Source organism: Vibrio sp. 10N.286.51.E5, assembly GCF_041469125.1.
Classification (GTDB): domain Bacteria; phylum Pseudomonadota; class Gammaproteobacteria; order Enterobacterales; family Vibrionaceae; genus Vibrio; species Vibrio crassostreae_C.
Window position 1 is genome coordinate 1 of the sequence record NZ_JBFRJZ010000065.1, and the last position, 13,722, is coordinate 13,722.

The window sequence follows — 13,722 nt, forward strand, 5'->3', positions numbered from 1 at the left end:
CCTCCTCCTACTCGATTGTCGCTTGAACCTATGGCTACGCCAACTGGGCTTCAATGGCTTGTTGAAGCTTCACACGGTCGTGTCGCCAATCTCGGTTTGCCGATGCAAGATCTGTGGTCACACAATTCCATTGCACTTCTAGTTCCGGGTGAGGTTCATTGCCTAACACGATGTCTATTTTCCTTGCCTTACAGGTACGTTCACACCACTCCAATTGCTCTTGAAGCGTCATTTTCCCTGCGGGACCGTGCTCTGGTGAAAGGTTTTCAACGAAGATAACTTTTGCCTTGGTGTTCTCAGAGATTGCTTTGCCAATCTCTGGAAGGAGAAGAGGGGGCATCACACTGGTTAAAAAGCTTCCAGGGCCAAGGACAATGCAGTCTGCTTGCTCAACGGCAGCAACGGCTTCTTTGGTTGCTGGCACTTCTGGAGACAAGTCCATCATGCGCAGCTTTTCCGTCATGTCATCAACGTTGGTTTCGCCGGTAACCCAGCGGCCGTCCATTGATAGAGCCGTGAGGTCTGAAGGATGCTCAGTCATCGGCACGATATTGACATCGACCTTGAGCATATTTCGAATCAGGTTAATTGCTTCCAATGGGCGAACGGAAAGGTTGTCTAACGCCGTCAGCATTAGGTTACCCAAGTTATGACCGTCTAGCTCACCTTGACCACGAAAGCGGTATTCGAACATCATCGAACTGATTGAAGGCTCTGTGATTAATTGGTTGATACAGTTGCGTGTATCTCCCCATGCGATGCCACCTTGGCAATCTCTAATACGTCCGGTGGAACCGCCGTTATCTGTCGTTGCAACAATGCCAGTTGCGTTGTTACCAAAGTCTTTTAATGCAGCTAACATGCGACCTAAGCCATGGCCACCGCCGATTGCTACGACTTTCTTTGAAGAGTAAATATTCATTTATTGTTCTTGTTAGGTTATTACCAACTATAATTTAGGTTAAATGCTTCTCGCTATATACTCAACAAGAGTTATTTTGAGCGTTTGATACGTTTTTTTTGCCGATGTGACCCGTTTTTTACCATCAGAGCTAGATTCACGTACAAATATTAAGTATTTTATTACTCAGCTACTGCGCGTGTGAATATAACGCTCAGTTGCCATAACTCCGAGCTCTCGCATGCTAAGTCGCACAGTGGTATTTGCTGTACCGATACGCATCAAGAGCCAGTGACATGTTGTCACAAGGGCTTAATTGGAAATGATTATGCCTCCCGTGTTTGGAAAGGTGTTCCGTGGCGCAACAATTCGAAGATAGATTCCATCGCAAGTTTTATTACTTGCGCTTGTCGGTTACAGACGTCTGTAACTTTAAATGTACTTACTGCTTACCAGATGGTTACAAACCGTCAGGGCAAAAAAACTCGTCTTTTTTAAGTGTTCCCGAGATCAAACGCGTTGTTAAAGCGTTTGCAGATTGTGGTACCTCAAAGATCCGCATTACAGGCGGAGAGCCGAGTCTGCGTAAAGACTTTCCTGAAATCATACATACCGTTGCTTCTACTCCAGGCATCGAAAAAGTAGCCACCACAACGAATGGCTACCGCATGGAGAAACAAGTAGGGCAATGGCGTGATGCTGGTTTAACCCATATAAACGTGAGCGTGGATAGTTTAGATTCGCGCATGTTCCATCAGATCACTGGTGAGAATAAGTTTACTGAGGTTATGCGAGGCATTGATAAAGCGTTTGAGGTTGGCTTTGAACAAGTCAAAGTCAACGTCGTATTAATGAAAGACCTCAATAGTCAGGAATTACCAGCCTTCCTTAATTGGATCAAAGACAAACCTATTCAATTACGTTTTATCGAGCTGATGAAAACCGGCGAGATGGACGAGTTGTTCGATAAACATCATGTGTCTGGCGTTGCGATTCGCAACCAGCTTATTGCTAATGGTTGGCTGTTAAAAGTCAAAGCCGTTAACGATGGCCCGGCGCAAGTGTTTGTCCACCCAGACTACAAGGGTGAAATCGGTTTGATCATGCCTTACGAGAAAGACTTTTGTGAGAGTTGTAACCGACTGCGCGTTTCTGCGACCGGTAAACTTCACTTATGTCTGTTTGGCGACCATGGTGTTGAACTGAGAGATCTGATTCAAGAAGATCAACAAGAGCAAGAACTCATTGATCGAATTCAGGCTCAGCTTCAAACCAAGTCCGTTAGCCACTTCTTACACGATGGCAACAGCGGCATGACTCCAAACTTGGCGTCAATCGGCGGTTAACCCGCTCACACTCTAAAGCATTTTATCGCTCAGCTTCTTCAGGCTGGGCGAATCAGTCTAATGAAAAATTTATATAGGTGAACAAATGGGTCACGCAGAAAGCAAATTCCAAGCAGCAAACATCGCAGTACTAACGGTTTCAGATACTCGTACAGAAGAAAACGACACTTCAGGCGGTTACCTAGCAGAGCATGCTAAAGAAGCGGGTCACAACGTGGTTGATAAGCAAATCGTTATTGATGACATGTACAAGATCCGTGCGATCGTATCTAAATGGATCGCTGATGAAAGCGTACAAGCTATCATGATCACGGGTGGTACTGGTTTCACTTCTCGTGACAGCACGCCTGAAGCGCTTAAGCCACTGTTCGACAAAGAAGTAGAAGGCTTTGGTGAGCTATTCCGTCAAGTATCTTACGAAGAGATCGGTACTTCGACAATTCAATCTCGTGCGATTGCGGGTTTTGCTAACCACACGGTTATCTTTGCGATGCCAGGTTCGACAGGCGCTTGCCGCACCGGTTGGACTAAGATCATCAAGCAACAGATGGATGCTAGCCACCGTCCTTGTAACTTCATGCCACACCTTTCTGTATAAGGCGGTTTGAGTATGAGCCAATTTACACACATTAACGCGTCTGGCGAAGCAAACATGGTCGATGTATCGGCTAAAGCGGAAACAGTACGTGAAGCGAGAGCGGAAGCCTTCGTTCAAATGTCTGCTGAAACGCTAGAGCTGATTGTCTCTGGTAGCCACCATAAAGGTGATGTTTTCGCAACGGCACGTATTGCGGGTATTCAAGCGGCGAAGAAGACGTGGGATCTGATACCCCTGTGTCACCCTCTGCTATTAACTAAAGTAGAAGTGCAGCTTAAAGCTATCGAGTCTGAAAACAAGGTTCGCATCGAATCTGTTTGTAAGCTTGCGGGTAAGACGGGCGTAGAAATGGAAGCGCTAACGGCTGCTTCTGTGGCTGCGTTAACGATTTACGATATGTGTAAAGCTGTTCAGAAAGACATTGTTATTGAAAACGTGCGCCTGCTAGAGAAGACAGGTGGTAAATCTGGTCACTTTAAGGTGGAGTCATGATTACAGTACTTTTCTTTGCTCAAACTCGTGAACTTGTTGGTGTGGACAGCGTTGAAGTTGATGCACAATTTAAGACGATTGAAGCGATTCGTAGTCATCTTGTGACACAAGAAGGCAAATGGGATATCGCATTGGAAGAGGGGAAGCTTCTGGCTGCACTTAACCAATCAATCGTACCTCTGACAGCTGAAGTGAAAGACGGCGACGAAGTGGCTTTCTTCCCACCAGTGACTGGAGGCTAAGCATGGATCCAAGAGTATTAGTGACAGCTGAGGATTTCTATGTAGGCGACGAATACGACTACTTGGCTCAAGGTACAGCTGCCGGAGCGATTGTGACGTTCGTTGGTAAAGTGCGCGACATGAACCTTGGCGACAATGTGATAGGTTTGTCTCTGGAGCACTACCCGGGTATGACAGAGAAATCACTGAGCGAGATCTGTGACCAAGCTGAGGCTCGCTGGCCTATTCAGAAGATGCGTGTTATCCACCGTGTAGGTGACTTAGATATCGGCGACCAGATTGTTTACGTTGGTGTATCCAGTGCACACCGTGGTGCTGCATTTGAAGCCTGTGAATTCGTTATGGACTTCCTGAAAACCAAGGCTCCCTTTTGGAAAAAGGAACGCACGACCGAAACGACGCGTTGGGTTGATTCTCGTGATTCAGACACGAAAGCAGCGGAACGCTGGGAGAAGTAATTTCTCTTAAAGTGATGTTGCTTCAGCATTTACTCATTTGTATATGAGACAGTCAAAAACCGACCACTTAGGTCGGTTTTTTTGTACCTGCTATAAATCTATTTATAGATAATCATTGATTTGATAAATGATAATTCATTGTGGTTGCATATAAATTCAGCGCGTAATTTTGTCTTGATTGGTGCATTGGATAACCCGGTTTGGTGCAGAGCATTATGCTGTCTTGTATAAAGTGATTATCCTCACAAATAGTGTAGACGGTTTAGGTGATATGTGATGTGCAATTAGATTTCATGTGGCATTAATGTTAATTTGCGCTCAGTGTTATAGCATAAGATGCTAAAAAAAAGCATCAACACAGACACATCAACACTAAAGGCTGTTTTTTAATTAATCCCTCTATGCAAGTCACTACTGATTTGGGATTTTTTAGATATTTACACTGATATCTTAAGTATTTCGGAGAATTATCCGATTTTTTGCGACTTGTTTGTGGCAAATTACTTCAATGGTTGATAGTGTGTGCCTCAATCTTTGTAAGGTTTTAGATTTTTATGCTTAAATTTTGAGCTAAATAAATCTAAATCACTGCCGTTCAGTGAACCAAGCAAAGAAGTCATGGATGCAATACATAAAACTTGGAGTTTATTAAATGTACAAGAATAAAATCACTCAGGCCCTTCTTCTAGGTGCTGGTTTGGCAGTGGCTGCCTCTTCTACTCTTTCTATCGCTGCTGAAGTTCCAGCAGGCACAGAACTGGCAAAAGTTCAGGAACTTGTTCGCGGTAACGGTACTGAAGTTGCAACACTCGACCCTCACAAATCTCAAGGTGTACCAGAATCTCACGTAATTCGTGACCTTCTAGAAGGTTTAGTGAACCAAGATGGCGACGGCAATACTATCCCAGGAGTAGCTGAAAGCTGGGAAACGACAGACAACAAAACATTCACTTTCCACCTACGTAAAGACGCAAAATGGTCTAACGGCGATCCTGTAACGGCAAATGACTTCGTTTACAGCTTCCAACGTGCGGTTGATCCTTTAACTGCTTCTCCATACGCTTGGTACATGGAATATACCAAGATGGCGAATGCGAAAGACATCGTTGCGGGTAAGAAAGACAAGAGTGAACTAGGCGTTAAAGCTTTAGATGACTACACGTTAGAAGTGACTTTAGATACAGCTGTCCCATATTTCGTAATGATGATGGGTCACACAACAGTGAAGCCAGTACATAAAGCAACTGTTGAAAAATTCGGTGACCAGTGGACTAAGCCTGAAAACTTTGTTGGTAATGGTGCATTTGTTCCAAATCAATGGGTAGTTAACGAGCGTCTTGAACTAGTACGCAACGAAAATTATTGGGATAACGAACATACAGTTCTTAACAAAGTAACATTCTTACCAATCGAAAACCAAGTAGCGGAAATGAACCGCTTCCTCTCTGGCGAACTAGATTTCACATACGAAGTTCCTAACGAGCACTTCCGTCGCTTACAGAAAGAATACCCAGAAGATGTAAACATTAAGGGTAACCTGTGTACTTATTACTACCAATTTAATGCACAGAAAGCACCTTTCGACGACGTACGTGTTCGTAAAGCAATGTCTTATGCGATGGATCGTGACATCGTGACGAAAGCGATTCTTGGTCAAGGTCAAAAACCAGCTTACTTCTTGACTCCTGAAATTACTGCTGGTTTTGACCCGGTAACTCCAGAGTATGGTCAACTTTCTCAAAAAGAGCGTATTGCTGAAGCGAAGCGTCTTCTTGAAGAAGCGGGCTACACGAAGAGCAACCCACTTGAATTCAACCTGCTTTACAACACGTCTGAAAACCACAAGAAGCTTGCTGTAGCAATCGCATCAATGTGGAAGAAAGAGCTTGGTATTAACGCGAAACTCGAAAACCAAGAGTGGAAATCATATCTAGACAGTAAAGATACTGGTAACTTTGACGTTGCTCGTGCAGGTTGGTGTGGTGACTACAATGAAGCATCTTCATTCCTAACATTGATGGTTAGCCAAAATACAACTGCTGGTCAGCACTATAAGAGCGCAGACTATGACAAGATTATCGATAAAGCACTAAGCTCTACTTCAGAAGAAGAGCGTACTAAGCTATACATCGAAGCAGAAAAATTGCTAGCTAAAGACATGCCAATTGCTCCAGTCTACCAGTACGTTACAACACGTCTTGTATCACCTCAGCTAGGTGGTTACCCAGAAGGTAACGCCGAAGATAAGATCTATTCAAAAGATCTTTATATCAAAGCAAAATAACCTCCTATAAAAATAAAATATAACTAACTTAGACCTGTGTGCGAGAAATCGCACGCAGTGTCTATTTAATTTTTAATTGTCACAGACTGAAAAGAGTGAGTTTATGCTTAAATTCATTATGAAAAGGATATTCGAAGCGATTCCAACCATGTTGGTGTTGATCACTATATCTTTCTTTCTCATGCGTTTTGCACCGGGTAACCCGTTTTCGAGCGAACGCCCATTACCGCCAGAAGTTATGGCTAACATCGAAGCTAAATACGGCTTAGATAAACCTGTATTTGAACAGTACACCACGTACTTGACTAACATCGTTCAAGGTGACTTTGGTCCATCATTCAAATATCAAGATTACACCGTAAATGAGCTGATCGCAGTCGCACTTCCAGTATCTGCGAAGGTAGGTTTTATTGCCTTTATCTTTACCCTGATTATGGGAGTATCGGTCGGAACGATTGCCGCCTTGAAGCACAACACCTGGATTGACTACACCATAATGTCGACCGCTATGCTCGGGGTAGTAATGCCATCCTTCGTGTTGGCTCCAGCGCTTATTTACCTGTTCTCTCTGCACTGGAACATATTCCCAGCAGGTGGTTGGCACGGCGGTACTTATATGTACATCGTCCTGCCAGTTATCGCGATGTCTCTTCTTTACGTAGCCACATTTGCTCGTATTACTCGCGGTAGCATGATTGAAACGCTAAACAGTAACTTTATCCGAACTGCTCGTGCAAAAGGCCTAAGTTACCGTTACATCGTTCTAAAACATGCACTGAAGCCAGCACTGCTGCCTGTCGTTTCTTATATGGGACCTGCGTTTGTAGGTATCATTACAGGTTCTGTTGTTGTTGAAACCATCTTCGGCCTACCAGGTATCGGCAAGCTGTTTGTTAACGCCGCGTTTAACCGTGACTACTCGCTAGTAATGGGTGTAACCATCTTGATTGGTTTCCTATTCATCTTGTTCAACGCAATCGTTGATATTTTGCTAGCGCTAATTGACCCGAAAATTCGCTACTAACAGGGACGCATGGTTATGTTGAAGAAAAAAGAAAATTTAGAAGCGATCGAAAAGTTCTCTGAGAGCTTAGAGATTGAAGGTCGCAGTTTGTGGCAGGATGCCCGCATTCGTTTTATGCGAAACAAAGCGGCAATGGTAAGCCTGTTTATTCTTACGCTTATGGTACTGGCGGTTATCTTCTTACCGATGCTTGCTCAGTACACTTATGATGATACTGACTGGTACGCAATGCATGCAGCGCCAAGCGCGGACCACTGGTTTGGTACTGATAGCTTAGGCCGTGATTTGTACGTTCGTACTCTTATCGGTGGTCGTATCTCATTGATGGTTGGTGTGATGGGCGCATTCGTAGCGGTACTGATTGGTACGCTTTACGGTGCAGCTTCAGGTTTCATCGGCGGTCGTACTGACCGAGTGATGATGCGTATCCTAGAGATCTTGTACGCGGTACCATTTATGTTCCTAGTAATCGTCCTGGTAACGTTCTTTGGTCGTAACATCATCCTAATCTTCGTTGCTATTGGTGCGATTGCTTGGCTAGATATGGCGCGTATTGTACGTGGTCAAACGTTGAGCCTACGTAGTAAAGAGTTCATTGAAGCCGCACACGTATGTGGTGTAAGCAAATGGAAGATCATTACACGTCACATCGTACCGAACGTACTGGGTATCGTAGCGGTTTATTCTACGCTGCTTATTCCAAGCATGATCCTTACAGAATCATTCTTATCTTTCCTTGGTCTTGGTGTTCAAGAGCCTATGACAAGCTGGGGCGCATTGCTTCAAGAAGGCTCGCAAACAATGGAAGTTGCAATCTGGCAATTAACATTCCCTGCGGCATTCATGGTAGTTACGCTGTTCTGCTTTAACTACGTAGGTGATGGTCTGCGCGACGCGCTTGATCCAAAAGACAGATAACGAAATAGCAATTAAAAGCTATAAAAGATTAAGGAAGCAATAATGAGCTTATTAGATGTCAAAGATCTGCGCGTCGAATTTACCACGCAAGATGGTATCGTAACCGCAGTAAACGACTTGAACTTCTCACTTAACCAAGGCGAAACGCTGGGTATTGTTGGAGAGTCGGGTTCAGGTAAATCACAAACGGTATTTGCACTGATGGGGCTGCTGGCTAAAAACGGCATCATCTCAGGCAGTGCAAAGTTTGAAGGCAATGAAATCCTCAACCTGCCTGAAAAAGCGCTGAACAAGGTTCGTGCTGAACAGATCGCGATGATCTTCCAAGATCCAATGACGTCACTGAACCCTTACATGAAAGTAAGTGATCAGTTGATGGAAGTACTTATGCTGCACAAAGGCATGGGTAAAGCAGAGGCGTTTGAAGAATCAGTACGCATGCTTGAAGCGGTTAAAATCCCTGAAGCACGTAAGCGTATCACCATGTACCCACACGAATTTTCTGGCGGTATGCGTCAGCGTGTGATGATCGCAATGGCACTGCTGTGTCGTCCTAAATTACTTATCGCTGATGAACCAACAACGGCACTGGATGTAACCATTCAAGCGCAAATCATGGAATTGCTGAACGAACTTAAAGATGAGTTCAATACGGCAATCATCATGATCACCCATGACTTGGGTGTTGTTGCTGGTTCTTGTGACAAAGTACTTGTGATGTACGCGGGTCGTACAATGGAGTACGGCACGGTTGATGAAATCTTCTACGAGCCAAGCCACCCATATGCGGAAGGCCTGCTTAAAGCGATTCCTCGTTTGGATACCGAAGGTGAAATTCTACCGACGATTCCAGGTAACCCACCTAACTTACTTCGCCTACCAACAGGTTGTCCTTACCAAGACCGTTGTCACCGTGTAATGGACCGTTGTAAGCAAGAAGCACCGATTTTGCAGCCATTTGCTAAAGACCGTCAGCGTGCTTGTTTTTCAGATTGGGAGACTTGGACAAAATGAGTAAAGAATTACTATTAGATATTAAAGACCTGAAAGTTCACTTTAGCATTGCAGCTAAGTCTGCTTGGCCTTGGGCAAAACCATCAAACCTTAAAGCGGTTGATGGTGTTGATGTTCACCTTTACGAAGGAGAGACTCTGGGTGTAGTAGGTGAGTCTGGTTGTGGTAAGTCGACTTTTGCCCGTGCGATTATCGGCTTGGTTGAAGCGACTGAAGGTCAAGTGATGTGGTTAGGTCAAGACCTAACTAAGATGCAGGAAGTGAAGCGTCGTGAGACTCGTAAAGAGATTCAGATGATCTTCCAAGACCCGCTAGCATCGCTTAACCCACGTATGTCAGTAGGCGATATTATTGCTGAGCCTCTAGAGACTTTCTTCCCTGAACTTTCTAAACAAGAAGTGAAGGACAGAGTTAAAGAGATGATGGCAAAGGTTGGTCTACTACCCAACGTAATCAACCGTTACCCTCATGAATTCTCTGGTGGTCAGTGTCAGCGTATTGGTATTGCACGTGCGCTTATCTTGAAACCTAAGATGATCATCTGTGATGAACCTGTTTCTGCACTGGATGTATCTATCCAAGCTCAAGTAGTTAACCTTCTGAAGGAGCTACAAAAAGAGCTAGGTTTGTCTTTGGTATTCATCGCGCACGATTTGTCGGTTGTTAAACACATCTCTGATCGCGTATTGGTGATGTACCTAGGTAATGCGGTAGAACTTGGCGAATCAGATGCATTGTTCTCTGATCCTAAGCACCCATACACCAAAGCGTTGATGTCTGCAGTTCCAATTCCAGACCCACGCTTAGAGCGCAGCAAAACCATTCAGATGTTGGAAGGTGATCTCCCATCGCCAATCAATCCGCCATCAGGTTGTGTGTTCCGTACTCGTTGCCCACAAGCAACAGAGGCGTGTGCGCAAACTAAGCCAACGATTCAAGGCGATGACGTTCACGCAGTATCTTGCTTGCACGTACAAGTCTAGAGCCTATTTAAAACGGTTCAGCCTGTGACAGGCTTAAGCGCGACTAGTTATTAGAGTCGCGCTTTTTTTGTCTTAGGCTTATTGGTTCGCTCAACAAGCTTCATCAAAATATTCGAACAACTAAGCCAACTTCTTCTAGTTTTGAAAAAGTTGGCTTTTTTTATACTAGAGAAAAGTTTCGATGACAGAGGTTTGGATATGGGTAAGTTAGTTGAAGGTGTTTGGCATGATGTGTGGTACGACACCAAAGAAAGCGGTGGTAAGTTTGTTCGTGAAGATGCGGGCTTTCGTCACTGGATAGAGAACAAACCGGGCGCGCAGTTTGAGCCTGAAAGCGGCCGTTATCACTTATACGTATCATTGGCTTGCCCTTGGGCGCACCGAACCCTTATCTTCCGTGAGCTGAAAGACCTAACCGATCACATTGACGTGACGGTTGTTTGCCCAGACATGATGAGTGAAGGTTGGCAAATGGGGTTACCTGAACCTCTATTTGGCCATACCCGCATGCACCAAATCTACACCCAAGGCAAACCGGACTATTCAGGTCGAGTCACGGTTCCTGTTTTATGGGATAAGAAAACCAACACCATTGTGAGTAACGAGTCGTCTGAAATCATTCGCATGTTTAACTCAGAGTTTAACGAGCTAACGGGTAACACCGATGATTACTACCCGTGGGAGTTGTCCAAGAAGATTGATGAGTGGAATGATTATATCTACCCAAACATCAACAACGGCGTATACCGAACCGGCTTTGCGACAACACAAGAAGCCTACGAAGAAGCGTATGACGCCTTGTTTGAAGCCTTAGACAAAGTAGATGCGCACCTTAGCGAACATCGCTATTTGGCGGGTAACGAGATTACAGAAGCGGATTGGCGCTTGTTTACCACTCTGGTTCGATTTGATGCGGTTTATGTGGGTCACTTCAAGTGTAACAAGCAACGAATTGCGGATTACAAACATATCCAAGGTTATCTAAAAGAGCTCTATCAAATAGAGGGTATTAAAGAGACTACGGATTTCTACCACATCAAGCGCCACTACTATTACAGCCACACTGGTATCAACCCGACTCAAGTGGTGCCTAAAGGGCCTGATCTGGATTTAGATTCGCCTCACGGACGTGGTTAGAATCATTAATTAATCCGCTTTTCTTCAGGCGTAAAAAAACCCTAGATAAACATCTAGGGTTTTTGCTTTCTGAAAAAGAAAATTAGTTAACTACTTTTTCTTCAGCTTGTGCAGCTTGGTCTGCTTGGATAGCCGTTAGAGCTACTGTGTAAACGATGTCGTCTACTAGAGCGCCACGAGACAAGTCATTTACTGGCTTGCGCATACCTTGAAGCATTGGACCGATAGATACTAGATCTGCTGAACGTTGTACAGCTTTGTAAGTCGTGTTACCCGTGTTTAAGTCTGGGAATACGAATACTGTCGCTTTACCTGCAACTGGAGAGTTAGGCGCTTTAGAAGCGGCTACGTTTTCCATGATTGCTGCATCGTACTGTAGAGGACCGTCGATCACTAGATCAGGACGTTTCTCTTGAGCAAGTTTCGTTGCTTCACGTACTTTATCTACGTCTGCACCCTTACCAGATTCACCAGTAGAGTAAGAGATCATAGCAACGCGTGGGTCGATACCGAATGCCGCAGCAGAATCTGCAGATTGGATAGCGATTTCAGCAAGCTGTTCAGCTGTTGGATCTGGGTTGATCGCACAGTCACCGTATACAAGAACTTGATCAGGCAGAAGCATGAAGAAGATTGAAGATACGATAGAAGCATCAGGAGCAGTCTTGATGATCTGGAACGGAGGAACGATTGTGTTCGCCGTTGTGTGAACAGCACCAGAAACTAGGCCATCAACTTCGCCAGCTTCAAGCATCATAGTACCTAGGAATACTGAATCTTCTAGCTTCTCACGAGCAACAACTTCAGTCATACCTTTAGCGCCACGAAGTTCTACTAGACGAGCTACGTAGTTTTCGCGAACTGATGCAGAATCGATGATCTCAACGCCAGCGCCAAGCTCAACACCTTGCTGTGCTGCAACGCGACGGATTTCTTCAGGGTTACCTAGAAGTACACACGTTGCGATACCGCGCTCAGCACAGATAGCCGCAGCTTTAACTGTACGTGGCTCATCACCTTCAGGAAGAACGATGCGCTTAGCCGCTTTACGAGCAAATTCAGTTAGCTGGTAACGGAATGCTGGTGGGCTTAGACGACGGATGCCTTGAGTACCTTCAGATAGAGAATCAATCCAAGGGCCATCAATGTGGCTTGCAACGTGATCGTTAACGAACTCGATACGCTCTTTATCGTCTGCAGGCACTTCTAGGTTGAAGCTCTGTAGGTTTAGAGACGTCTGCCAAGTGTTACCTTGCGCTTTGAAGATCGGTAGACCTGAAGCGAATGCTGGTGCACAAAGGTTAGCAATGCTTTCTGGAATGTCGTAACCGCCAGTAAGCAGGATTGCGCCAATCTCAACACCGTTTTTCGCAGCAAGAGCCGCAGCAACGATAACGTCAGGACGGTCTGCAGAAGTTACTAGCAGTGAACCTGGTTTGAAGTGCTCAATCATGTGAGGTAGAGAACGTGCACAGAAAGTGATGCTCTTAATACGACGAGTTGAGATTTCACCTTCGTTAACGATTTCAGCGTTAAGGTGCTTAGCCATATCAACCGCACGAGTTGCGATTAGATCGATGCTCCATGGCACGCAGCCAAGAACACGGATAGGGCTAGAATTGAAGATTTGCATTACTTCAAGGTTCGCTTGCTGAGCGCTGTCTGCATCATCAAAGATTTCAGATAGGTCAGGGCGAGTACGGCCAGCTTCATCAACAGGAGCGTTAAGCTTGTTGATGATTACGCCTTTGATGTTTTTGTTCTTAGTACCGCCGAAGTTAGAACATGCTACTTCGATACGCTCTTTAAGCTGCGTAGGGTTGTCAGTACCAGGAGTCGCAACGAATACGATCTCCGCGCCAAGTGTTTTTGCGATTTCCGCGTTCACTTGGTTAGCAAATGGGTGCTTACGAGTAGGTACTAGACCTTCGATTAGCGTTACTTCTGCGTCTTTGTTGATCTTGTTGTATTGCTCAACAACAGACTCAAGAAGCTCGTCCATTTTTTCGCTACCGATCAAAGCTTCAGCTTTAGTCATTGCGATTGGCTCACCAATCTTAATGTCGCTGTTTGCGCTGATGATAGTAGACGTTAGATCTGGTTGGTTACCACCGCTGCGAGGCTGAGCGATTGGCTTGTAGAAAGAAACACTTACGCCCTTACGCTCCATAGCGCGAAGAACACCCATGCTAACACTAGTAAGACCAACACCAGCGCTTGTAGGGATAAGCATAATAGTACGTGACATTGACGAACACCTTTGACTATTGGAAATAAAAAAAGCTCAACTGCTATTCCCACCGATATTTAAATTGGGGTAGGAAT

The 13,722-nt window shown here is 44.9% G+C and carries 13 protein-coding genes and 1 riboswitch; of the genes, 11 read left to right on the forward strand and 2 right to left on the reverse strand.

What is annotated here, in order from left to right:
* Window positions 1–34 precede the first annotated feature (34 nt).
* Window positions 35–922 carry a YvcK family protein gene (locus AB4161_RS20060; RefSeq protein ID WP_017062178.1) on the reverse strand — a complete coding sequence of 296 codons (888 nt, stop codon included), beginning with the start codon at window positions 920–922 and terminating at the stop codon, window positions 35–37.
* A gap of 194 nt (window positions 923–1,116) precedes the next feature.
* Window positions 1,117–1,269, forward strand: a riboswitch (molybdenum cofactor riboswitch).
* On the opposite strand from AB4161_RS20060, the gene moaA reads away from it, so the two are divergent.
* The 11 genes from moaA to AB4161_RS20115 all read left to right on the forward strand — a co-directional run bounded on the left by moaA (window position 1,258) and on the right by AB4161_RS20115 (window position 11,397).
* Window positions 1,258–2,247, forward strand: coding sequence for a GTP 3',8-cyclase MoaA (gene moaA, locus AB4161_RS20065; RefSeq protein ID WP_009848642.1), 990 nt, complete (start codon window positions 1,258–1,260; stop codon window positions 2,245–2,247). Its footprint overlaps the riboswitch before it by 12 nt.
* Before the next feature lie 85 nt (window positions 2,248–2,332).
* On the forward strand, window positions 2,333–2,845 hold the full coding sequence (gene moaB / locus AB4161_RS20070) for a molybdenum cofactor biosynthesis protein B (RefSeq protein WP_004734027.1): 513 nt from the start codon (window positions 2,333–2,335) through the stop codon (window positions 2,843–2,845).
* Window positions 2,846–2,857: 12 nt separating this feature from the next.
* Complete coding sequence (gene moaC / locus AB4161_RS20075; protein ID WP_372084077.1) at window positions 2,858–3,337, forward strand: cyclic pyranopterin monophosphate synthase MoaC; 480 nt, start codon at window positions 2,858–2,860, stop codon at window positions 3,335–3,337.
* Window positions 3,334–3,579 carry a molybdopterin synthase sulfur carrier subunit gene (moaD, locus tag AB4161_RS20080; protein ID WP_017063465.1) on the forward strand — a complete coding sequence of 82 codons (246 nt, stop codon included), beginning with the start codon at window positions 3,334–3,336 and terminating at the stop codon, window positions 3,577–3,579. Before moaC ends, moaD begins: the two co-directional genes overlap by 4 nt.
* A 2-nt stretch (window positions 3,580–3,581) precedes the next feature.
* Window positions 3,582–4,037: a molybdopterin synthase catalytic subunit MoaE gene (moaE, locus tag AB4161_RS20085; protein ID WP_102321131.1), complete on the forward strand. Its 456-nt coding sequence runs from the start codon at window positions 3,582–3,584 to the stop codon at window positions 4,035–4,037.
* Between the two features lie 652 nt (window positions 4,038–4,689).
* Entirely contained in the window at window positions 4,690–6,321 is a 1,632-nt protein-coding gene (locus tag AB4161_RS20090; RefSeq protein WP_372084079.1) for an ABC transporter substrate-binding protein, read from the forward strand.
* Between the two features lie 103 nt (window positions 6,322–6,424).
* The gene (oppB, locus tag AB4161_RS20095; RefSeq protein ID WP_017067676.1) at window positions 6,425–7,345 is read left to right on the forward strand and encodes an oligopeptide ABC transporter permease OppB; all 921 of its coding nucleotides are present in this window, start codon (window positions 6,425–6,427) and stop codon (window positions 7,343–7,345) included.
* Between the two features lie 15 nt (window positions 7,346–7,360).
* The gene (oppC, locus tag AB4161_RS20100) at window positions 7,361–8,263 is read left to right on the forward strand and encodes an oligopeptide ABC transporter permease OppC (RefSeq protein ID WP_019823598.1); all 903 of its coding nucleotides are present in this window, start codon (window positions 7,361–7,363) and stop codon (window positions 8,261–8,263) included.
* 42 nt (window positions 8,264–8,305) lie between these two features.
* Window positions 8,306–9,277 (forward strand): ABC transporter ATP-binding protein, encoded by a 972-nt coding sequence (locus AB4161_RS20105; protein WP_012603544.1) that lies wholly within the window; start codon window positions 8,306–8,308, stop codon window positions 9,275–9,277.
* Window positions 9,274–10,260: a murein tripeptide/oligopeptide ABC transporter ATP binding protein OppF gene (gene oppF / locus AB4161_RS20110; RefSeq protein WP_017062172.1), complete on the forward strand. Its 987-nt coding sequence runs from the start codon at window positions 9,274–9,276 to the stop codon at window positions 10,258–10,260. The genes AB4161_RS20105 and oppF overlap by 4 nt, the downstream gene beginning before the upstream one ends.
* Before the next feature lie 198 nt (window positions 10,261–10,458).
* Window positions 10,459–11,397, forward strand: coding sequence for a glutathione S-transferase family protein (locus AB4161_RS20115; protein WP_372084081.1), 939 nt, complete (start codon window positions 10,459–10,461; stop codon window positions 11,395–11,397).
* 82 nt (window positions 11,398–11,479) lie between these two features.
* Here AB4161_RS20115 and pta read toward each other — a convergent pair whose 3' ends face one another.
* A complete protein-coding gene (pta, locus tag AB4161_RS20120; protein ID WP_017062170.1) occupies window positions 11,480–13,645 on the reverse strand; it encodes a phosphate acetyltransferase in 2,166 nt (721 codons plus the stop codon).
* Window positions 13,646–13,722: the final 77 nt, after the last annotated feature.

Excerpts from the sequence above, each read along its gene's own strand:
- oppB (WP_017067676.1), top strand. The coding sequence starts at position 6,425 with ATGCTTAAATTCATTATGAAAAGGATATTCGAAGCGATTCCAACCATG.
- moaD (WP_017063465.1), top strand. The coding sequence starts at position 3,334 with ATGATTACAGTACTTTTCTTTGCTCAAACTCGTGAACTTGTTGGTGTG.
- moaC (WP_372084077.1), top strand. The coding sequence starts at position 2,858 with ATGAGCCAATTTACACACATTAACGCGTCTGGCGAAGCAAACATGGTC.
- AB4161_RS20105 (WP_012603544.1), top strand. The coding sequence starts at position 8,306 with ATGAGCTTATTAGATGTCAAAGATCTGCGCGTCGAATTTACCACGCAA.
- oppF (WP_017062172.1), top strand. The coding sequence starts at position 9,274 with ATGAGTAAAGAATTACTATTAGATATTAAAGACCTGAAAGTTCACTTT.
- pta (WP_017062170.1), bottom strand. The coding sequence starts at position 13,645 with ATGTCACGTACTATTATGCTTATCCCTACAAGCGCTGGTGTTGGTCTT.
- oppC (WP_019823598.1), top strand. The coding sequence starts at position 7,361 with ATGTTGAAGAAAAAAGAAAATTTAGAAGCGATCGAAAAGTTCTCTGAG.
- AB4161_RS20060 (WP_017062178.1), bottom strand. The coding sequence starts at position 922 with ATGAATATTTACTCTTCAAAGAAAGTCGTAGCAATCGGCGGTGGCCAT.
- moaB (WP_004734027.1), top strand. The coding sequence starts at position 2,333 with ATGGGTCACGCAGAAAGCAAATTCCAAGCAGCAAACATCGCAGTACTA.
- moaE (WP_102321131.1), top strand. The coding sequence starts at position 3,582 with ATGGATCCAAGAGTATTAGTGACAGCTGAGGATTTCTATGTAGGCGAC.
- AB4161_RS20090 (WP_372084079.1), top strand. The coding sequence starts at position 4,690 with ATGTACAAGAATAAAATCACTCAGGCCCTTCTTCTAGGTGCTGGTTTG.
- AB4161_RS20115 (WP_372084081.1), top strand. The coding sequence starts at position 10,459 with ATGGGTAAGTTAGTTGAAGGTGTTTGGCATGATGTGTGGTACGACACC.